Origin of the sequence: Rhizobium acaciae (assembly GCF_025941625.1) — a bacterium.
Classification (GTDB): Bacteria; Pseudomonadota; Alphaproteobacteria; order Rhizobiales; family Rhizobiaceae; genus Rhizobium; species Rhizobium acaciae.
The window spans coordinates 47,774-64,343 of record NZ_JAPCZO010000020.1 but is presented as its reverse complement, the minus strand read 5'-3'; the positions used below and the strand labels follow the sequence as shown (position 1 = coordinate 64,343).

Here is a 16,570-nt window from a genome sequence, read left to right as displayed (position 1 = left end):
CCAACTGAGGACATCGATTTGAAGCGCGAGCAATACACCGAAGACGCCACATGGTTTTGGCCACGCACCGAAGCCGGATGGCACAAGCTCCGGAAACCGGACATCACCGCAACCGCCGCCGCCACCCTCTTCGGCGTCTCCCCATATATGACGCCCTTCGATATGTTCCACCGGATGCGCGGCACCGTGGAGGTCGTGTTTGAAGAAAACGAGAGAATGACGTGGGGTAAGCGTTTGCAAAATGCAATCGCCGAAGGCGTTTGCTGCGACAACGGTTGGGAAATCGTAGATCGTCACCCCTTCCTCTACGCCCGTTCCAACCGGTTCCCCGGTTGCGGCGCCTCCCCTGATTACGTCATCCGGGACCCCGCCCGCCCCGAGCTTGGGCTTGGTGGCCTCGAAATCAAAAACGTTGATTTCTTTGTCGCCAAGGATGACTGGACCGATGAGGAAGCCCCGCCCCACATCGAGTTTCAAGCCCAACATCAGATGATGGTGACCGGCCTCCGCTGGAACGTCATCGCCGGGCTTGTTGGCGGCAACACGGTCAAGAAGTTCGTCCGCGAGTATGACGCCGAGGTCATCGCCGAGTTGGCGATCCGTTGCTCAGACATGCACCAGCGCGTTCGCGAGAACATGCCGCCTGCAGCGGACTACCTCGCGGATTACGAGACGATCCGCACGCTTTACCGCAACGCGACCCCGGCGAAGTCCTACGACCTCGATATCCCGGACCCCGATTCCGATCTGGATCCGGAGAAGCTGAAAGAGCTTATCGAAGCGAAGTATGACGCCGATATCGCGGCCAAGCTCGCCAAGGAAGACGCGCAACGCGCCTCCGCCGAACTCCTCGACTTCATCAAGGATACCGAAACCGTATTCGGTGCCGGCTGGAAAGTCACCGCCACCACAACCCACCGGGATGGCTACACCTCCGTCGTCAAGCCCACCTCTTTCCGCAACCTCAAAGTAAGTAAGCCCAAAGCCAAAGGATCAAAGTAAATGACTACCGCACTCACCACTCACGAGCCGGCCCGCGCGATGTCCGTTTTTGCGGATATGCAGTCCTTCGAGGATGCCCAACGCATCGCCGGCGCCCTGGTCTCTTCCGACCTTGTTCCCGCGAACTATCGCGGCAAGGATAATTTGGGTAACGCCCTCATCGCGATGGACATGGCGAACCGTGTCGGCGTCTCCGCCATCGTGGTCATGCAAAACCTTCACGTCATCGAAGGCCGGCCCTCTTGGGCGTCACCCTTCATCATCGGCGCCCTGAATTCGTGCGGCCTCTTCTCGCCGATCCGGTTCAAGCTGGAAAAGCTCGGCGAGCGCGAAGTGAAGTTTGACACGTGGGAAGGCCCGAAGGGGAACCGCCAGAAGGTCCAGAAGAAGGCAACGATTAAGGAAATGACCTGTGTCGCTTCCGCGATCGAAAAGGAAACCGGTGAAATCCTCGAAGGCCCCGAGGTCTCCATTTCAATGGCAGTGGCCGAAGGCTGGTATTTCCGGAACGGCTCGAAGTGGGGCACGATGCCCGACCTGATGATCCGGTATCGAGCCGCCGCTTTCTTCGGCCGTCTCTACGCCCCGCATATCCTCAATGGCATGCCGACCGTCGATGAAGTCCACGATGTCCCGGAAATGCGCGAGGTGAACCCGGCCCCGGAACCCGCCCCGGCCGCACCGGCGGAACCTGAGAAGCCGGCGGGTCGCGCCCGTGGTGTCCACGCCGCGATGGCGAGAGGCAAGGCGAAGCCGAAAGATGAGCCGCCCGTTATCGAAGGCGAGATCGAGCCGAACGGCGGGGACGAAGGCGAAAGCCATGCCAATATCGTTGACGATTTGCAAACGCATGGCGACGTCTTCGGCGGTCCCGATGACGGCGATGATGACGATTACAACCCGGCTTAAGGCGAGACGATGACCGAAGCGAACACCATGAATTACACCGCGCCCGAAGTTGCGGGCCGGTTGCGGGTCTCCGAAGTCACCCTTGCCCGGTGGCGCTCCACCAACAAGGGGCCGGTCTACATCAAGTCCGGCGGTCGCGTCCTTTACCGGGAAACCGATTTGAAGGCTTACGAAGCTGGCAACCTGATGAAGGGCACCCGCCAGCCCGCGAAACAGTGAGGCGCCACGCGCCTCTTCCTCCTCCCCCTTCAATTCGGATCATTCAACATGATTGGCGCGTGCTCAAAAATTCCGAACATATTTACCGCGACGGCGAGGATCCTTGAACGCCGCGACCGCGAGGTCGTGATTTCTTTCGGCTTCCCATCCCGGCCCGTTGTGGTTCCGATTGCTAACGTGGACTTCGAGCCGATCGGATTCATGGACCATCCGCGTGGCGAAGCCGGCGCCTACAGGCTCACCATGGACCGGGCGGTCGCCAAAGATATCGGGCTCACCGTATGACCGTGCGCGATATCGAGCACTTCACTCTATGGCTGACAGACCACGGCGCCGAGGTATTGGAGCCGACGTCGGAATGGGAAGCGCTGCGGGTCCGGACGAACACCGGAACCCACATCGTCCACACCAACAAGCAAGGCGACCAAAAGTGGCCGCCCGCCCTCCTCGATATCGTTGGGATCTACAATCGCAACGAAAGCGTAGCGCTCGCCGCCACCAGGCGGAAGCGAAAGAACTCGAAGCTCCGCCAGCAATACGGCGCATTGGTCCAGCGTGATGGGGCGGAATGCTTCTTTTGCGGCGAGGTTGTCGCGCCACCGGGGACACCGGTCCCGCCCGAATACGAAGTGACCGCGGAACACCTTGTCTGCGTCACCCACGGCGGCCCCGATCACTTGGCCAATAAGTTCTTGGCCCATCATCTCTGCAATCAAAAAGCGGGCCACCTCTCCGCCCCTGAGAAGATCAGGTTGCGGGACCGGATGCGAGAGGAGCGCGCCGCATGAATATAGCTGTCCTTCCCTCACCGGACCCGCTGGCGATTTCTTCGGAATATGATCTTTCCGACTTCATCGCCGCAATGGAAGCGCTTTATGCGGAACGCCACCGGCGCGGCATGCTGGTGTGGCAACTCGAATATAAATCCGGCGTTTCCTTCAACGCCGGCCACGCATGGCGCACCGGCCTGCGCTTCCCGCAAATGACGAACTTCGTGGCTGTAGCTCAAACGCTCGACTTCGAAGTCGTGATGAGAAGCAAAGTAGCGCCCGCGGTTGAGTACGATCTAAGGCGGATGTCCGCCGCGATGGTTGCACTTAATGAAGCCAGGACGCAGCGGAAGATTTCCACGAAGGATCTCCGGAAGGTGAGCGGCGTCTCTCTGTCCAGTTTCTATAGCTGGCTGAGACAAAGCCGCGACCCCACGCTTGGCCGCCTGAATAGGCTCGCTCAATCCCTCGATTTTGAAATCATCATGCGCCCCAAGAAGGAATTAGCGGCATGACTGCGCCAGCGAAGAACAAGCCACACAAGTCAGCAATCGGCCTTTTCGGCATCCATACTATCTTCGGCGTCGAGGGCGACCATGACACCCCGTATATGACACGGGCTTGGTTCGGCCGGCTCCGCCTCCACATCTTCCATCGTGGTGACGCGGATCCCGATTGCCACGACCACCCGTGGGATTTCTGGACCTTCCCGCTCACGTCCTATGTCGAGGAAGTGGCGAAGCCGGTGACGAAAGGCGTTGCGCCGCTTGAATTGCTTCTATTGCCGCCCGAGAACTACACCCTTTCCCGTCAAGTGGTCCCCGCGTTCCGGCTCACCTATCGCCCCGCCACGCACTGCCACCGGGTGATTGGGAGATACAGCGGCGTATGGTTCTCGAAGGGCGGGCGCATCTATAGCAAATCACCGATCGAGCCGAGCGGGTCGCCAATAACGGACTCCCGCAAAGTCGTCACCCTCGTTTGGCGTGGCGGCATCGGCCGGAAGTGGGGCTTTCTCCGGAACCGCGACGGGAAATGGTGCTGGACGCCATGGAAGGAATACGTTTTCGGCGGCGGCAAAGATGCGCCGTGCAGTGAAGGCGGCGACACGTGAGCGCCGCCGGATCAATCCCGCTTCTCAGGAAGTGGCCGTTGAAAGGTGATGTGCTGCACGCCGTCCCGCTCGGTGACCTCGACAACCGAACCGGTCAACGCCCGGAGAACGTCAACGGCGCTCAAAAGCTCATCGCACACCGAATTCGGAGCGAAGGAAGTTTGAAGCCTGTGGATAATTTCCACGTTCATCGACCGCCCGTTTTCCTCGGAAGCCTTGCGAATGAGGTCGCGCATCCCGGCGGGGAGCCGGATGTTGAAGCGATCTGCAATCTGGCTCGGATATTTCCGGTCTTTACTCATTAGAAATCGTGATTGCAACTCAAGCGAAAAAAAATCAATGGTTCCGACTTGCCACCATATTGATCCCGCACAAAGGGGATTCCGCCCTCAAAAAAATCGCGCTGATCCCGCTGACCCCTCTTTAATCACCGCTTGATCCTAGCATAGGATCATATTCCTACAACTTCGAAAGGCAGTATCATGAGTTTGTTTCGTTCCCACGTCACCGCTGGATGGAAGCCTACCGGTGACACCGGTCACCGCGTCAGCTTCTTCGGAAAGATCATATTGACAATCGAAGAGGCGCGCCCCCGCCCCGATTGCATCGAAACCCGCTGGAGAGACGCGAGGGCGGCGGATTTCGTCAGCCCTTCCGGCGAAATCCTGGACACGTGGAGGAATTGACAATGGGAACGCATATCCGAGAAGCGCGCGAAATGTTGGACACGATGACGCCGCCGCCGGCACCGAAGCCGGGGAAGATCAACGGTTGCGTGGATGCGCGTGCATTCACCTCGCGCCTTAAGCTGCTCAACAAATTCGGCGAACGGGATTGGGGAAGTATTCCTATCCTCGGTTATGTCACCATAACCTTCGATGGGCTCGGCTCCCGGATGACAATCGGCCGATATGGAATCGACCTGAACTTGGAAGCCACGCTTGCCGCCGAGGGGACCGGATCAACTTCGCTGCCCGCCAAAACCCTTCTCGCCTTCGTCTCCAATGCTGACGGGGACACCATCAGCTTCGAGAAGCGAAGCGGTGATGACGCCGTTACGGTGAAGTGCGGACGCTACAACGCCTCCCTCTATCCGTTGGACCCCACGGACGCGCCCCGCCTGCCGGTTCCTATGGTTTTCGCCCGCGGCTTCCCGATGCCGGAAGGCGTGCTTTCCCGCCTCCTCGGCATGACGGTTCCGTTTATGAGCACTGAGGAAACACGGTACTATCTGAACGGCGTCTGCTTCGAGTTGGAAGAGAACCTTGTTCGCGCCATCGCCACCGATGGGCACCGCCTCGGCACCAGCGAGGCGAAGCTACCGGCGCCATCGCTTGAGGCGTGGGATATGCGGCCCATCGTGCCCATCAGCGCGGTTTCCGCCCTCGCCGGCATCATCGGGAAGGCGCAATGCATCGCGCGCTTCCACGGCGAATTTGTGCCGGGGAAAGAGTTTGTTGACGAGAGGCTGCAGCAGAAGAAGACGGCCGATGAATGGAAGCGCCAGGTCGCCCAATTCTCTTCGGATGACTGGACGATTACCACCAGGCTCATCGACGGCAACTTTCCGGACTGGCGCCGGGTCGTCCCGAAGTCGCAACCCACCAACGCCTTCGCGTCCATCAACGTCGCCGATATCCGGCGCTTCTCCGCCATGCTCGGCGGCGGCAAGGAATTCCGCGCCGTCAAACTTGCTCCGAAGGACGAAGCAACCGTGCAACTCTCAACAAGTGGCGGCTCCGAAGGGAAGATGACCGGCGAGGCGCGCGCCGAGATAGGCGGCACCTTCGAGCCGATCGGCGTCAACGCCAAGTATCTCGCCGCCATCGCCAAGGCGCTCGGTTCCGATTGGATCGATGTCGAGATAGAGGGGCCAAGCTCGCCGTTCACGATGCGCGCGAAGGATTCACCGGCTGGCGATTTCGCCATCTTAATGCCGATGCGGGTTTGAGGTGAGGCCATGAACAACGAAGGCTTACGCCGCCGACTCGAGGAGTGCCAGGTGGGCATGGCCACCCGAGGCCAACTTTGCAACGGCGAGCATCTGCCGCCGTACCTTTGGGAGGAGCTTCGCCAGCGGCTCCAATCCATCTACAGAAAGGCCACCGGCGAGACCATGGCCACCATCACCGTGGAGCACACCCCGTGACGCTTGATCTTTTCAGCAAGGAACCAACTTCGTCCGCCGACATCTCCGCTTGTGGAGCCTACCGCTACCGCCTGGAAAGGCGGTGGGATGCGGAGGAGCCGAGGGTCGCTTTCATCATGCTCAACCCGTCCACGGCGGGCGCCTCCGAAGACGACCCCACCATCCGCCGGTGCATTCGGTTCGCCAAGGATTGGGGCTTCGGCGGGCTCATCGTGGGCAACCTCTTCGCATTGCGGTCCACGAACCCGCAAGCGCTTTACTCCCACCCGGACCCGATCGGCGCGGACAATGACAAGCACCTCGGCGCCATCGCCCGAAGCGCTGAAACGATCATCTGCGCGTGGGGAACCCATGGCGCCCTTCATGACCGTGGCCGCGAGGTCGCCGAGATGCTGAACGACTTCAATCTGGCGGCGCTCAAGGTGACCGCGGACGGGCATCCCGGCCATCCGCTTTACATCGCAGCGGCCACGCAACCAAAGGCGTATTTCGCGCCATGACTGAGAAAGTGCGGCTGCAGGACCCTATTTCAGCAGTGCTTGGGCACCGCAAGCGCGAAAAGTATGAAGCGCGGTTTTGGGCGAAGGTTGATCAGTCCGGTGGCCCCGACGCATGTTGGCCGTGGACCGGGTCGACGTTTAAGGACGGTAGCGGAAGGTGCAAGCTTCCTTCGGGTCACTTTATTGGAGCGCACCGCATGGCGGCGGCGTTCTGCGACAACGCCTCCCCTGGCAAGTCATACGTTGTTCAAGGCTGCAAAAATAAGCTGTGCTGCAATCCGGAGCACGGCTTCTATTCCGATCGGTTCCAAGCCGCCCAAGACAAAATGATGGAGGGCACAAGCCCGGTGCTCTATATCGCGCAAAAGGGCGCGCACAATCCAAAGGCTAAGCTTTCGGATCTAGGTGTTTTACAGATAGCGACGTGCTTCGCACATGGTGAAACGAACATGGAGATCGCCAGCCAGTTCGACATACACCATTCAATGGTGAGTGCGATAAGGCGGGGTAAAAACTGGACGCATATCTTGGAGCGCGCCGGGGTGGATGATGCGTTTCTTTCGGCGCCTCGGCGTCCGAAAGAGCGCCCGGCTTATAGGCCAGCGGTTGAAGCGGTGTTCTAGTTCCGAGGTCCGTAACGAAGGTCATCCAATGAGATTTCGAGGCCCTCGGCTATCTTGGTTGCGTTTTCTAAGGATAGCGGCCTTCGCCCATGAGCGATTAGCGAAAGACTCGACGGCTCCAATCCTACTTTCTTTGATAGTTCACGAAGGCTGATATCCTTCTGCCGGCACCACGCTAGAACGGTGCTTCCATCGTCGGGGAACTCGTTACCATTGGACTCTTCATTCATTCTTCCGCTCCGCGCTAACTTGGTGGGCTGATTATCGTCTACGGTGCAGCAATATCAACCACAAGAAAATTCCCACGGCCCGCCATCGAGCGGGCCGAACTGTTTTCAGGCTCCCGCTACCACGTTTTCCGCTGCTACCAGTGTGCTACCACGGCAGCAAAACAGGCTTGTTTCCGAAGGGTCAAAAATTCGCTAATTATGTAAGGAAATCAAAGTGGTGCCCAGGACCGGAATCGAACCAGTGACACGCGGATTTTCAATCCGCTGCTCTACCAACTGAGCTACCTGGGCTAACCTGCTTCCGATGGTCCCTTTCGGAAAAGGAACCGCGGGGCCTTGGTTCACCCCGGAAGCGAGCGGGGTTATAGCATCTTGTTCGGCCATGGCAAGCGTCAAATGACTCTTTTTTGACGGTCTTGCCGGCTTTACGGATTCATGAGGAAAAATAAGAGCTTCGCGGGTGGATTTCTCTAGTTTTCCTCATCCGGATAATCGGCCTTCGTCTCGTCGTCGGCAACCGGAATGGCATAGGCGCCGGTCAGCCAGCGGGAGAGATCGGCCTCGCGGCAGCGGTTGGAGCAGAAGGGGTAATGTTCGCGGTTCGAAGGTTTGCCGCATTCGGGGCAAGGGCGCGTCTTGCGCAGCGGTTCGACCTTGGCGGCGGCTTTCTTGTCTTCAGGCATAATCGGTCCGTCCTATAGGATCGGCCCTCGGGCTCAGCCCTCGGGCCACCGGCTATGCACATCGAAGCCTTCGCCGGTCAAAAGCAGAATGGTTTCATAAAGCGGCAGGCCGACGACATTGGTGTAGGAGCCGACCATCTTCTGGACGAAGGTGCCGGCGAGGCCCTGGATGCCGTAGGCGCCTGCCTTGCCGCGCCACTGGCCGGAGGCCAGGTAGTTCTCGATCTCGAAGCCGGAGAGACGCTTGAAGCGCACCTTGGTCTCGACGATCTTCTGACGGACCTTGCGATCCGGGGTCACCAGGCAAACGCCGGTGTAGACCATATGGTTGCGTCCCGACAAGAGATGCAGCGAGTTCAACGCCTCGTCGGCGAACTCAGCCTTGCCGAGAATGCGCCGGCCGACGGCGACCACCGTATCGGCAGACAGGATATAGCTGCCCTTCCAGGTGATATCGCCCTTGATGGCGGCAAGGGCGGCTTCCGCCTTCTCAGCCGAAAGCCTGCGGGCGAGCGAACGCGGATGCTCCGACTTCTTCGGCGCCTCGTCAATATCCATCGGCATCAGGCGCGAAGGCTCGATGCCGGCCTGGTTGAGCAGGTCAACGCGACGGGGCGAGCCCGAGGCCAGAATGAGCTTGTATTTCAGCGCCATGGAACCTCGACCATCGTCAGACGGGAGCAAAAACCCTTGCGGGGACCTTCGGGCAAACTTACTTGAAACGGTAGGTGATACGGCCCTTGGTCAGATCGTAAGGCGTCATTTCCACAAGCACCTTGTCGCCGGCGAGAACGCGGATCCGGTTCTTGCGCATGCGGCCCGCTGTGTGGGCGATGATCTCGTGTTCGTTTTCGAGCTTCACGCGGAACGTCGCATTCGGCAGAAGTTCGGTCACGATGCCCGGGAATTCGAGGACTTCTTCTTTAGGCATATAAGTGTTTTCTTCCTGTGGGTTGAATAGGCAGCGCAGCGCGCGCCTTTAAAATTTGGGCGGAAACTACACAATCAACGCAGGTTTGTGAACCTCGTTGATCAGGCTTTCCTTTATTTGTTTTCATGCCGATTGCGCGGCAATGCCATTTCGTTTGAGTAGCCGGCTTTCGATGAGGCCGGCCAGGTGATCGCGGACCTCGCGGTAGCTCTCCAGAATCTGCTCGCGCGTTCCGATTGCAACCGTCGGATCCATCGTCGGCCAGTAGACGACATCGACCGCACTCGACCGCGTCAGCTCGAGTGCTGCATGATGGGCCTGCGGCGACAGCGTGATGATCAGATCGAAGTAATCGTCCTCGAGCTCTTCCAGCGTCTGCGGCTGGCGGCGCCCGAGGGAAAGCCCGATCTCCTCGAGCACGACATCCACGAAGGGATCGCGCTCGCCGGCGCGTACGCCGGCAGACTTGATATAGGTATTGGCCGGCAAAATGCTACGGGCGATCACTTCGGCCATCGGCGAGCGGATGGCATTCATCCCGCACATGAAGAGGATGGCGCCCGGCCGCTTTCCCTCCTCGACGTCGACGGCGCGCTCCATTGCCGTCATCCGCGCCAGTAGAGCACGCAGACCAGCGTGAAAAGGCGCCGGGCGGTGTCGAAATCGACCTCTATCTTGCCGGCCAGCCTATCCTTCAGCGTCTGCGAGCCTTCGTTGTGGATGCCGCGCCGGCCCATGTCGATCGCCTCGATGCGGCTCGGCGTCGACGAGCGGATCGCTTCGTAATAGCTTTCGCAGATCATGAAGTAATCCTTGACGATCCGCCGGAAGGGCGTGAGCGACAGGATATGGGTGGCGACCCCGCCGCCCTCTTCGGTGGTGATGGCGAAAACCAGCTTCGAATCGACCAGCGAGATATTCAGCCGGTAGGGGCCGCCGGCATGGCCGAGTGGCTCGAACCTGTTCTCCTCGATCAGATCGAAGATGGCGACGGCGCGCTCATGCTCGACATCGGGCGTCGAACGGCCGATCGTATCGTCAAGGACGACGTCGCAAAGCCGGAAATCGCCCTTCGCCATGCCCTCACCTTTCGAGGTTGAGGCGGATCGCGACCGATCGCGCATGGGCATCGAGGCCTTCGGAGACAGCAAGGGCGATCGCCGCCGGGCCGAGGGTGCGGAGCTGTTGCGGGCCGAGGCGCAGGATCGACGTGCGCTTGACGAAATCGAGCACCGAAAGACCGGAGGAGAAGCGCGCCGAACGCGCCGTCGGCAGCACATGGTTCGAACCGCCGACATAATCGCCGATAACCTCGGGCGTATGGGCGCCGATGAAGATCGCGCCGGCATTGCGGATGCCGTCGAGCAGCCGGTCCGGATCGGCGACGGCGAGCTCCAGATGCTCGGCAGCGATACGGTTTGCCAGCGGAATGGCCTGTTTCAGATCGGCAACGAGGATGACCGCGCCGAAATCGCGCCAGCTTGCCGCCGCCGTCTCGGCGCGATTCAGCGTCTTCAGCTGGCGTTCGACTGCCTGCTCCACCGCCTTGCCGAATGCGGCATCATCGGTGATCAGGATCGCCTGGGAACTAACGTCGTGCTCGGCCTGGGCCATGAGGTCGGCTGCGATCCAATCCGGATTGTTTTCCTTGTCTGCAATGACAAGCACCTCGGAGGGGCCGGCGATCATATCGATGCCGACGGTGCCGAAGACATGGCGCTTGGCGGCGGCGACATAGGCATTGCCGGGGCCGGTGATCTTGGCGACCGGGGCGATCGTCTCGGTGCCATAGGCAAGAGCCGCGATCGCCTGGGCGCCGCCGACACGGTAAATCTCGGTGACACCGACAAGCTTGGCGGCAGCAAGCACCGCCGGATTGACGGCGCCGCCGGTGGCCGGAACGGCGATGACGATGCGATCGACACCGGCGACCTTGGCCGGCACGGCATTCATCAGCACAGAGCTCGGATAACTCGCCGTGCCGCCCGGAACATAGAGCCCGACCGCTTCGATCGCCGTCCAGCGCGAGCCGAGACCGACGCCCATATCGTCCTCGTAGATATCATCCTTCGGCAGTTGCCGGCGATGATGGGATTCGATGCGCAGTGCCGCGAGCTTCAGCGCCCCCAGCACTTCCGAAGGCACCGCCTCGACGGCGGCGTCGATCTCTTCAGCTGTGACCCGCATCGGGACGGTGGCGTAATCAATGCCGTCGAATTTCAGCGAATATTCGGCAAGCGCCACATCGCCACGGGCGCGCACGTCATCGATGATGGCGCGAACGACGATGTTCACATCCTCGGAGACTTCACGCTTCGTCGTCAGGAAGGCGGCAAAATGCTGCTCGAAACCTTCCGATGCCTGATCCAGCCAGATTGCCAAGGCCGATATTCCTTCTCAACTCGAAACTGCGATGTTCAAACTTTAGGGCGTCAAACACTCATTGTTTTATGCATGTCGTTATCCCGGAACCGCTGCACACTTCCGGGCGACATGCATTAGCGGTGACGAGGCTTTGACGAAGCCTCCCAGGCGCCGCCGAGATCGGCCAGCTGGACCTCGATGCATTCGACATCGAGCGCAATCGAGGCGGTGCCGGACAGCGACAGCTCGATCGTGCCCTCCGGCCCCTCGCCCTTCTGCTCGAAGCGCAGCGCCAGCAGCGACAGCACTTCGTCGCGTTTCCCACGATCGATGCCGAGCGAACGGACGGCAAGCACGCGCTTGAAAACCAGGGCAGCACGGCGGCGCTCGAAACCCTTGCGCTTGCGCTCGGCACCTTCCCAGACGAAACGATTGGCGGCAAGCGCGAACTGCGCGTCGCGCGGCGACCAGTCGATGTCGCCGACCTTGAAGACGCTGTCCTGCATATGCGCGGAGATGATCGCAAGATCCTCGTTATCGAGCGCAACAAGTTTCAGGTCGGTCATTCAGCCTCATCCCATTACCGGCCTAGGCCGGGCACCGCCGGAATGGCGATGCGTCAGACAAGGGAAATAAGGCGCGGCGACCAATTACGCAACCGGGATGAACGGTGCTTACTCGCTGATGCGCTCGACGATGGCGCCGCAGCGGGTCAGCTTCTCCTCGAGCCGCTCGAAACCGCGGTCGAGGTGATAGACGCGGGAGACCGTGGTTTCGCCCTCGGCGGCAAGGCCGGCGATGACGAGCGAGACGGAGGCGCGCAGATCGGTCGCCATGACGGGCGCGCCGCGCAGGCGTTGGACACCCTCGATCTTCGCCGTCTGGCCGGACAGCGAGATCCTGGCGCCGAGGCGGGCAAGCTCCTGCACATGCATGAAACGGTTTTCGAAGATGGTCTCGGTGACATGCGAGACGCCGGAAGAACGGGTCATCAGCGCCATGAACTGCGCCTGCAGGTCGGTCGGGAAGCCCGGGAAGGGATCGGTGACGATATCGACCGGCCTGATGCCGGCGCCATTGCGCTTGATGCGCATGCCATTGTTGGTCGACGAGATTTCCGCGCCGGCGCGGCGCAGCGTTTCCACCGCGGTTTCGAGCAGCGCCACATCGGTATTTTCGAGCACGACGTCGCCGCCGGCCATGGCGACGGCCATGGCATAGGTGCCGGTCTCGATGCGATCCGGCAGGACGCGGTGGCGGGCGCCGGAGAGCGAGGTGACGCCTTCGATGGTAATCGTCGCCGTACCCGCGCCCGATATCTTGGCGCCCATGGCGTTCAGGCAGTTGGCGAGATCGACGACCTCAGGCTCGCGGGCGGCATTGCCGATGACAGTCGTGCCGCGGGCAAGCGTTGCCGCCATCATCATCACATGGGTGGCGCCGACGGAAACCTTCGGGAAGGTGTAGCGTGCGCCGATCAGACCGCCGGCAGGCGCCTTGGCGTTGATATAACCGGCATCGATTTCCATGGTGGCGCCGAGCGCCGTCAGGCCTTCGATGAAGAGATCGACCGGGCGCGTGCCGATGGCACAGCCGCCCGGCAGCGAAACGCGGCAATGGCCTTCGCGCGCCAGCAGCGGGCCGATGACCCAGAAGGAGGCGCGCATCTTCGAGACCAGCTCATAAGATGCTGTGGTATCGACGATAGTGCGGCAGGTGAAATGGATCGTGCGCGAATAGGCGTCTTCCTGGCGCTCGCGGCGGCCGTTGACGGCGACGTCAACGCCGTGATTGCCGAGAATGCGCATCAGCAGTTCGACATCGGCCAGATGCGGCACGTTTTCGAGCGTCAGCGTATCGCTGGTCAGAAGCGAGGCGATCATCAGCGGCAGTGCGGCATTCTTGGCGCCGGAAATCGGAATGATGCCATTCAGCTCATTACCGCCGACGATTCTGATACGATCCATGTGCGCTTACGGGCCGAGCCCGCCTTTCCTGAAAGTTCTGCCTTGGAATAAGGAGTGAGGTGTTTAGGGGATTTCTCGACACGCTTCAATTCGCGACGGACGGAACATTACGATTCGTCCATTTTTGCGGCGGGCAGCCCATTTGTTTCGTCGGCTTGGCCGGAACGGCGGGCGCGGACCTGCTGTTTGCGTCGCCCCAGATTTTCCCTGAGCTTGTCGGCGGCGCGCTCGCGGCGCAATTTCGCCTGTGCCTCGATCGCTTGCTTGCGGCTCTGCTGGCCGGTTTCGGTCTTTTCGTTCATGCGACAGGATTAGCCGAATTCGCGCCAATCCAAAAGGCCCGTCATCGCAATCGACGCGAAGTTGGAATTTGCGGCTTGCGCTGGCCGCCAAGCTGTGGCAATAGCCCCCCGTTCTCGCGATTGAGCCACACGGCTCGCACGGGTCCTGGTCCTGCTGCCGTAGCTCAGTGGTAGAGCACACCCTTGGTAAGGGTGAGGTCGGTGGTTCAATCCCACTCGGCAGCACCAGTTTTCTCTCAGGTATCGGGAAATCACTTTTCTCCCTCAGCGAGGCGGGCGATAAGTGGACAATAGTTCGCTGCTGGAAAAGTGTGGACTGGGCGGAGGGCGTTATTTAACGTCACACGCAACATTCCGACTTAGTAGATCGGCGAGACCAGCCCCTCATCCGGCTGCCGCCACCTTCTCCCCGTAAACGGGGCGAAGGGGATATGCCGCGACCTCTCCGTCCCTCGCTCACCTCTCGCAGGGCACGTTCCCTCGCCCCGTTTTTACGGGGAGAGAGTTAGTGTGAGGGGCAGCCATCCACACGAAGCGGGCAGCATTGCAGTACAATCGGGGATTTCGGTTACTTCGAGATAATAAGGTATGAAGGGCGAAAACTGCCAGAGTTCGAACAATGCTCCGGTCAGCACCACTTCTTCATCTGGAATTGGTGCGTGAGGCCCGAAAGGAACTCCATCGAACACGCCTTCGACATACCAGTGATCAAATTTCGCTGCCGAAAGATAGGCGCCAAGATCAATGACCGTCCCGTACACCGGGAGCGTAGCTTGCAGATATTCCCGCTGCATTTTGGGAATGGCCTCAGCGGAAATACGCGCGAGCAAAGCCTCTTCTGCTGATATCTCTGCACTGTGAGCAAGAGCCGGCATGGCCAGCACCCCGCCGAGAAAAGCAGCCTGGATCAATTTTCGATCTATACCCATGTCGAGCCTCATTTCCCGGCATGGTAGCGGTAGCAGCGCGCAAGCGCCATACAACTTATCTGCGACTATGTAGAAGACCTCCCGGCGTGCACGCCGCCGAACCCTTCTCACTCAAGCTGACATTTCGCCTCATCAGCAACCGACGATTCACCATTGTTGACCGCAAAAATCACGCTAGAGTAACTATCGCAAAGTCTCCCTGGAGGAACTGGGAGATGCTGCACTCGTTTCTGTCGAAAATCGTGGAGGAGCGTCGATGGCGACTGAAAGATGGAACAGCCCGGTCAAGGTTGGTTTCGAAGATGCCGATGCGCGAACGGTCAATGGTCCGTTCGATGCGCTGAAATGCCTGGCGGATCTGTGGCCGAGTGTGCGCGGGCTTCGTTATATCAAGGCCCGCAGTACCTGCCGGGCAGCGCTCGACGGGCGCAAGAGCGTGGAAGAAGCAAGAGCCGAGTTTCTGGCGGCAGCCGAAGAGGCGAAGCTGAAGCTGCATTAGCAGTTCGGCAAGGAATTTCGGGCGATTTTCGCCTTCTGGGCGCGAAAGCGTGCCGGAACGGGATAATGCATTAATTTTAGCTTAACCCTGCAACAAGTGCGTGCCGGGTTTCGGTGCAAAGGGCGTTGCGCCTGGTACAGCTGCATCAATAGAAGACGACCAGCCATCATGATGATGGTTAGAGGCTCGTCACCTCTGCGGAAACGCAGGCGAGCCTCGTCCGAGCAGGACCGCCTTTTTTCAGCAATCCGCGCCGCTCTCATTCTCGATCTCGACATAACCGACGCCGATGATCGTGCCGTCCGCCGCGCGAATGAAAGAGGGAAGATAGTGAGGCTCTACCGGCTGGCAGGCGACGGCCCCGGTATATTCGTTGAGGGCGATCTGGTCCTTCGGCAAAGCGGAATAATTCGTGCCGGTTTCCAGCGAAGCATGGGCGGAGCCGGCAAAGACACCGCAACCCACTATCAATGTCGTTGGCCAGAGGCGAGGAAGCAACTGCATGAGAGTCTCCAGCGTTTAGGTCCGGCCTTTCAACACGCGAGAGAGCATTTTGGTTCCCTTCATGCATCGCAAAGGGATGAGCGCGAGCCGGCGCCGGACTTTTATTTGATGCATGTCGTTGTCCTAAAACCGCTGCACACTTTTAGGCGACATACATTAGCGTCGCAGCAAGCGCGCACGCACATAGCCCCGGCCGACGACGCCCTCAGCGATCTCGACCGCCCGCTCGACATCACCCCGCCGGCGCACGAAACCTTCCAGGATGATATAGGAGCCCGATATGCTGACGGTGATTTCGCCGGCTTCGAAATCGGCGGCCGCATGAAGGGCGCTCTCCACCGAGGCCCGCGTCGCGGCATCGCTGTGGCCCTGCCGGCCGGGCTCGCCATGCCCCGTGAATGCTGGAAAGCCGAGCACCGTGAACGTTTCCTAATGTAGGTTGATGTCTGTTAACGCCGCTGCGACGCATTCGTTGCGTCCCCCGGAAAAGAAGAGCCTGCTCGACAGTGATACCTGCGCGGTGGCACGAACGGCCCTTGGCGAAAGACGCCGCGGTTTCCATATCTGGCGGCAGTCTGAGAAGGATGACGACGATGAAAGCGCTTCTGCCCGCCTTGCTTGCCGGGGCATTGCTTGCCGGGTGTTCCTCGGCCGATACGCCGGCGCTCGAACCCATTCCCGGCAGCATTACCTATGGCGGCCAGCCGCGAACGAAGCTCACCAAATCGCCGGTCGGCAGCGCCGTCTACAACCAGTTCTACAACGGGACGGGACAGCGTGTGGAGGAAACCTATATTCTTCAGCCCGACCGCAGCCTGAAGCTGGTGCGGCGCGAGATCGGCCCGGATTTCCCCGACTGAGATGTTGCTCGCGCG

At 60.2% G+C, this 16,570-nt stretch carries 27 protein-coding genes and 2 tRNA genes; 14 read left to right on the top strand and 15 right to left on the bottom strand.

The genetic code is table 11. The features are described 5' to 3' along the window. Nucleotides 1-18 precede the first annotated feature (18 nt). From OLZ32_RS27820 to OLZ32_RS27790, 7 genes are read left to right on the top strand one after another with little or no spacing between them, the layout of a single operon-like run. Nucleotides 19-1,002: a YqaJ viral recombinase family nuclease gene (locus tag OLZ32_RS27820; RefSeq protein ID WP_264423888.1), complete on the top strand. Its 984-nt coding sequence runs from the start codon at nt 19-21 to the stop codon at nt 1,000-1,002. After that, complete coding sequence (locus OLZ32_RS27815) at nt 1,003-1,911, top strand: hypothetical protein (RefSeq protein WP_264423886.1); 909 nt, start codon at nt 1,003-1,005, stop codon at nt 1,909-1,911. It abuts the gene before it with no gap. 9 nt (nt 1,912-1,920) lie between these two features. Continuing rightward, nucleotides 1,921-2,130, top strand: a complete 210-nt coding sequence (locus tag OLZ32_RS27810; protein ID WP_264423884.1) for a helix-turn-helix transcriptional regulator — start codon at nt 1,921-1,923, stop codon at nt 2,128-2,130. A gap of 48 nt (nt 2,131-2,178) precedes the next feature. Continuing rightward, nucleotides 2,179-2,415: a hypothetical protein gene (locus tag OLZ32_RS27805; protein ID WP_264423882.1), complete on the top strand. Its 237-nt coding sequence runs from the start codon at nt 2,179-2,181 to the stop codon at nt 2,413-2,415. Beyond that, the gene (locus tag OLZ32_RS27800) at nt 2,412-2,918 is read left to right on the top strand and encodes an HNH endonuclease (RefSeq protein WP_264423880.1); all 507 of its coding nucleotides are present in this window, start codon (nt 2,412-2,414) and stop codon (nt 2,916-2,918) included. The genes OLZ32_RS27805 and OLZ32_RS27800 overlap by 4 nt, the downstream gene beginning before the upstream one ends. After that, a complete protein-coding gene (locus OLZ32_RS27795) occupies nt 2,915-3,415 on the top strand; it encodes a helix-turn-helix domain-containing protein (RefSeq protein WP_264423878.1) in 501 nt (166 codons plus the stop codon). The genes OLZ32_RS27800 and OLZ32_RS27795 overlap by 4 nt, the downstream gene beginning before the upstream one ends. Next, nucleotides 3,412-4,014 carry a hypothetical protein gene (locus OLZ32_RS27790; RefSeq protein WP_264423876.1) on the top strand — a complete coding sequence of 201 codons (603 nt, stop codon included), beginning with the start codon at nt 3,412-3,414 and terminating at the stop codon, nt 4,012-4,014. Before OLZ32_RS27795 ends, OLZ32_RS27790 begins: the two co-directional genes overlap by 4 nt. A gap of 11 nt (nt 4,015-4,025) precedes the next feature. Here OLZ32_RS27790 and OLZ32_RS39465 read toward each other — a convergent pair whose 3' ends face one another. Beyond that, on the bottom strand, nt 4,026-4,250 hold the full coding sequence (locus tag OLZ32_RS39465; RefSeq protein ID WP_406649038.1) for an Arc family DNA-binding protein: 225 nt from the start codon (nt 4,248-4,250) through the stop codon (nt 4,026-4,028). 452 nt (nt 4,251-4,702) lie between these two features. Here OLZ32_RS39465 and OLZ32_RS27780 point away from each other — a divergent pair, with 452 nt between their 5' ends. From OLZ32_RS27780 to OLZ32_RS27765, 4 genes are read left to right on the top strand one after another with little or no spacing between them, the layout of a single operon-like run. Next, complete coding sequence (locus OLZ32_RS27780) at nt 4,703-5,965, top strand: DNA polymerase III subunit beta (RefSeq protein WP_264423872.1); 1,263 nt, start codon at nt 4,703-4,705, stop codon at nt 5,963-5,965. A 9-nt stretch (nt 5,966-5,974) separates the two neighbouring features. After that, entirely contained in the window at nt 5,975-6,163 is a 189-nt protein-coding gene (locus OLZ32_RS27775) for a hypothetical protein (RefSeq protein WP_264423870.1), read from the top strand. Then, a complete protein-coding gene (locus tag OLZ32_RS27770) occupies nt 6,160-6,663 on the top strand; it encodes a DUF1643 domain-containing protein (RefSeq protein WP_264423868.1) in 504 nt (167 codons plus the stop codon). The genes OLZ32_RS27775 and OLZ32_RS27770 overlap by 4 nt, the downstream gene beginning before the upstream one ends. After that, a complete protein-coding gene (locus OLZ32_RS27765) occupies nt 6,660-7,286 on the top strand; it encodes a helix-turn-helix domain-containing protein (protein ID WP_264423866.1) in 627 nt (208 codons plus the stop codon). Before OLZ32_RS27770 ends, OLZ32_RS27765 begins: the two co-directional genes overlap by 4 nt. Here the strand turns inward: OLZ32_RS27765 and OLZ32_RS39460 are convergent. From OLZ32_RS39460 to OLZ32_RS27715, 11 genes are all read right to left on the bottom strand, one after another. After that, nucleotides 7,283-7,516: a helix-turn-helix domain-containing protein gene (locus OLZ32_RS39460; protein WP_406649015.1), complete on the bottom strand. Its 234-nt coding sequence runs from the start codon at nt 7,514-7,516 to the stop codon at nt 7,283-7,285. The genes OLZ32_RS27765 and OLZ32_RS39460 overlap by 4 nt on opposite strands. Before the next feature lie 215 nt (nt 7,517-7,731). Beyond that, nucleotides 7,732-7,807, bottom strand: a tRNA-Phe gene (locus tag OLZ32_RS27760). Between the two features lie 179 nt (nt 7,808-7,986). Next, nucleotides 7,987-8,199, bottom strand: coding sequence for a DNA gyrase inhibitor YacG (yacG, locus tag OLZ32_RS27755; RefSeq protein ID WP_017990235.1), 213 nt, complete (start codon nt 8,197-8,199; stop codon nt 7,987-7,989). Nucleotides 8,200-8,232: 33 nt separating this feature from the next. Next, nucleotides 8,233-8,853 carry a Maf-like protein gene (locus OLZ32_RS27750; RefSeq protein ID WP_003545339.1) on the bottom strand — a complete coding sequence of 207 codons (621 nt, stop codon included), beginning with the start codon at nt 8,851-8,853 and terminating at the stop codon, nt 8,233-8,235. Between the two features lie 58 nt (nt 8,854-8,911). Continuing rightward, nucleotides 8,912-9,130 (bottom strand): translation initiation factor IF-1, encoded by a 219-nt coding sequence (gene infA, locus OLZ32_RS27745; RefSeq protein ID WP_003545338.1) that lies wholly within the window; start codon nt 9,128-9,130, stop codon nt 8,912-8,914. A gap of 123 nt (nt 9,131-9,253) precedes the next feature. Further along, nucleotides 9,254-9,739 carry an arsenate-mycothiol transferase ArsC gene (locus OLZ32_RS27740; RefSeq protein ID WP_264423864.1) on the bottom strand — a complete coding sequence of 162 codons (486 nt, stop codon included), beginning with the start codon at nt 9,737-9,739 and terminating at the stop codon, nt 9,254-9,256. After that, nucleotides 9,736-10,209 carry a UPF0262 family protein gene (locus OLZ32_RS27735; RefSeq protein WP_003545319.1) on the bottom strand — a complete coding sequence of 158 codons (474 nt, stop codon included), beginning with the start codon at nt 10,207-10,209 and terminating at the stop codon, nt 9,736-9,738. Before OLZ32_RS27735 ends, OLZ32_RS27740 begins: the two co-directional genes overlap by 4 nt. A 4-nt stretch (nt 10,210-10,213) precedes the next feature. Continuing rightward, a complete protein-coding gene (gene hisD, locus OLZ32_RS27730) occupies nt 10,214-11,512 on the bottom strand; it encodes a histidinol dehydrogenase (protein ID WP_264423862.1) in 1,299 nt (432 codons plus the stop codon). A gap of 116 nt (nt 11,513-11,628) precedes the next feature. Continuing rightward, entirely contained in the window at nt 11,629-12,060 is a 432-nt protein-coding gene (locus tag OLZ32_RS27725; protein ID WP_264423860.1) for a DUF2948 family protein, read from the bottom strand. A 108-nt stretch (nt 12,061-12,168) separates the two neighbouring features. Continuing rightward, nucleotides 12,169-13,461 carry a UDP-N-acetylglucosamine 1-carboxyvinyltransferase gene (gene murA / locus OLZ32_RS27720; RefSeq protein WP_017992881.1) on the bottom strand — a complete coding sequence of 431 codons (1,293 nt, stop codon included), beginning with the start codon at nt 13,459-13,461 and terminating at the stop codon, nt 12,169-12,171. Nucleotides 13,462-13,568: 107 nt separating this feature from the next. Next, a complete protein-coding gene (locus OLZ32_RS27715) occupies nt 13,569-13,763 on the bottom strand; it encodes a hypothetical protein (RefSeq protein WP_012755987.1) in 195 nt (64 codons plus the stop codon). A gap of 153 nt (nt 13,764-13,916) precedes the next feature. Here OLZ32_RS27715 and OLZ32_RS27710 point away from each other — a divergent pair. Beyond that, nucleotides 13,917-13,991 (top strand) — tRNA-Thr (locus OLZ32_RS27710). Nucleotides 13,992-14,254: 263 nt separating this feature from the next. Here OLZ32_RS27710 and OLZ32_RS27705 read toward each other — a convergent pair. Then, a complete protein-coding gene (locus OLZ32_RS27705; protein ID WP_130654545.1) occupies nt 14,255-14,692 on the bottom strand; it encodes a hypothetical protein in 438 nt (145 codons plus the stop codon). Between the two features lie 256 nt (nt 14,693-14,948). Between OLZ32_RS27705 and OLZ32_RS27700 the strand changes: the two genes are divergently transcribed. Further along, complete coding sequence (locus OLZ32_RS27700) at nt 14,949-15,191, top strand: DUF982 domain-containing protein (RefSeq protein WP_018486318.1); 243 nt, start codon at nt 14,949-14,951, stop codon at nt 15,189-15,191. Nucleotides 15,192-15,431: 240 nt separating this feature from the next. On the opposite strand, the gene OLZ32_RS27695 is transcribed toward OLZ32_RS27700, so the two are convergent. Together OLZ32_RS27695 and OLZ32_RS27690 are read right to left on the bottom strand one after the other, a co-directional pair. Continuing rightward, nucleotides 15,432-15,695, bottom strand: a complete 264-nt coding sequence (locus OLZ32_RS27695; protein WP_264423853.1) for a hypothetical protein — start codon at nt 15,693-15,695, stop codon at nt 15,432-15,434. A gap of 156 nt (nt 15,696-15,851) precedes the next feature. After that, complete coding sequence (locus OLZ32_RS27690; protein WP_264423851.1) at nt 15,852-16,112, bottom strand: BON domain-containing protein; 261 nt, start codon at nt 16,110-16,112, stop codon at nt 15,852-15,854. Between the two features lie 176 nt (nt 16,113-16,288). Here OLZ32_RS27690 and OLZ32_RS27685 point away from each other — a divergent pair, with 176 nt between their 5' ends. Further along, nucleotides 16,289-16,555 carry a hypothetical protein gene (locus OLZ32_RS27685; RefSeq protein WP_264397592.1) on the top strand — a complete coding sequence of 89 codons (267 nt, stop codon included), beginning with the start codon at nt 16,289-16,291 and terminating at the stop codon, nt 16,553-16,555. The last annotated feature ends 15 nt before the right edge of the window (nt 16,556-16,570 follow it).

Coding starts and splice junctions, on each gene's coding strand:
- OLZ32_RS27765 (WP_264423866.1), top strand. CDS start 6,660: ATGACTGAGAAAGTGCGGCTGCAGGACCCTATTTCAGCAGTGCTTGGG.
- OLZ32_RS27740 (WP_264423864.1), bottom strand. CDS start 9,739: ATGACGGCAATGGAGCGCGCCGTCGACGTCGAGGAGGGAAAGCGGCCG.
- OLZ32_RS27815 (WP_264423886.1), top strand. CDS start 1,003: ATGACTACCGCACTCACCACTCACGAGCCGGCCCGCGCGATGTCCGTT.
- OLZ32_RS27725 (WP_264423860.1), bottom strand. CDS start 12,060: ATGACCGACCTGAAACTTGTTGCGCTCGATAACGAGGATCTTGCGATC.
- OLZ32_RS27735 (WP_003545319.1), bottom strand. CDS start 10,209: ATGGCGAAGGGCGATTTCCGGCTTTGCGACGTCGTCCTTGACGATACG.
- OLZ32_RS27795 (WP_264423878.1), top strand. CDS start 2,915: ATGAATATAGCTGTCCTTCCCTCACCGGACCCGCTGGCGATTTCTTCG.
- OLZ32_RS27750 (WP_003545339.1), bottom strand. CDS start 8,853: ATGGCGCTGAAATACAAGCTCATTCTGGCCTCGGGCTCGCCCCGTCGC.
- OLZ32_RS27810 (WP_264423884.1), top strand. CDS start 1,921: ATGACCGAAGCGAACACCATGAATTACACCGCGCCCGAAGTTGCGGGC.
- OLZ32_RS39460 (WP_406649015.1), bottom strand. CDS start 7,516: ATGAATGAAGAGTCCAATGGTAACGAGTTCCCCGACGATGGAAGCACC.
- OLZ32_RS27715 (WP_012755987.1), bottom strand. CDS start 13,763: ATGAACGAAAAGACCGAAACCGGCCAGCAGAGCCGCAAGCAAGCGATC.
- OLZ32_RS27790 (WP_264423876.1), top strand. CDS start 3,412: ATGACTGCGCCAGCGAAGAACAAGCCACACAAGTCAGCAATCGGCCTT.
- OLZ32_RS27775 (WP_264423870.1), top strand. CDS start 5,975: ATGAACAACGAAGGCTTACGCCGCCGACTCGAGGAGTGCCAGGTGGGC.
- OLZ32_RS27695 (WP_264423853.1), bottom strand. CDS start 15,695: ATGCAGTTGCTTCCTCGCCTCTGGCCAACGACATTGATAGTGGGTTGC.
- OLZ32_RS27800 (WP_264423880.1), top strand. CDS start 2,412: ATGACCGTGCGCGATATCGAGCACTTCACTCTATGGCTGACAGACCAC.
- OLZ32_RS27780 (WP_264423872.1), top strand. CDS start 4,703: ATGGGAACGCATATCCGAGAAGCGCGCGAAATGTTGGACACGATGACG.
- OLZ32_RS27700 (WP_018486318.1), top strand. CDS start 14,949: ATGGCGACTGAAAGATGGAACAGCCCGGTCAAGGTTGGTTTCGAAGAT.
- murA (WP_017992881.1), bottom strand. CDS start 13,461: ATGGATCGTATCAGAATCGTCGGCGGTAATGAGCTGAATGGCATCATT.
- infA (WP_003545338.1), bottom strand. CDS start 9,130: ATGCCTAAAGAAGAAGTCCTCGAATTCCCGGGCATCGTGACCGAACTT.
- OLZ32_RS27685 (WP_264397592.1), top strand. CDS start 16,289: ATGAAAGCGCTTCTGCCCGCCTTGCTTGCCGGGGCATTGCTTGCCGGG.
- OLZ32_RS39465 (WP_406649038.1), bottom strand. CDS start 4,250: ATGCGCGACCTCATTCGCAAGGCTTCCGAGGAAAACGGGCGGTCGATG.
- OLZ32_RS27805 (WP_264423882.1), top strand. CDS start 2,179: ATGATTGGCGCGTGCTCAAAAATTCCGAACATATTTACCGCGACGGCG.
- OLZ32_RS27705 (WP_130654545.1), bottom strand. CDS start 14,692: ATGGGTATAGATCGAAAATTGATCCAGGCTGCTTTTCTCGGCGGGGTG.
- yacG (WP_017990235.1), bottom strand. CDS start 8,199: ATGCCTGAAGACAAGAAAGCCGCCGCCAAGGTCGAACCGCTGCGCAAG.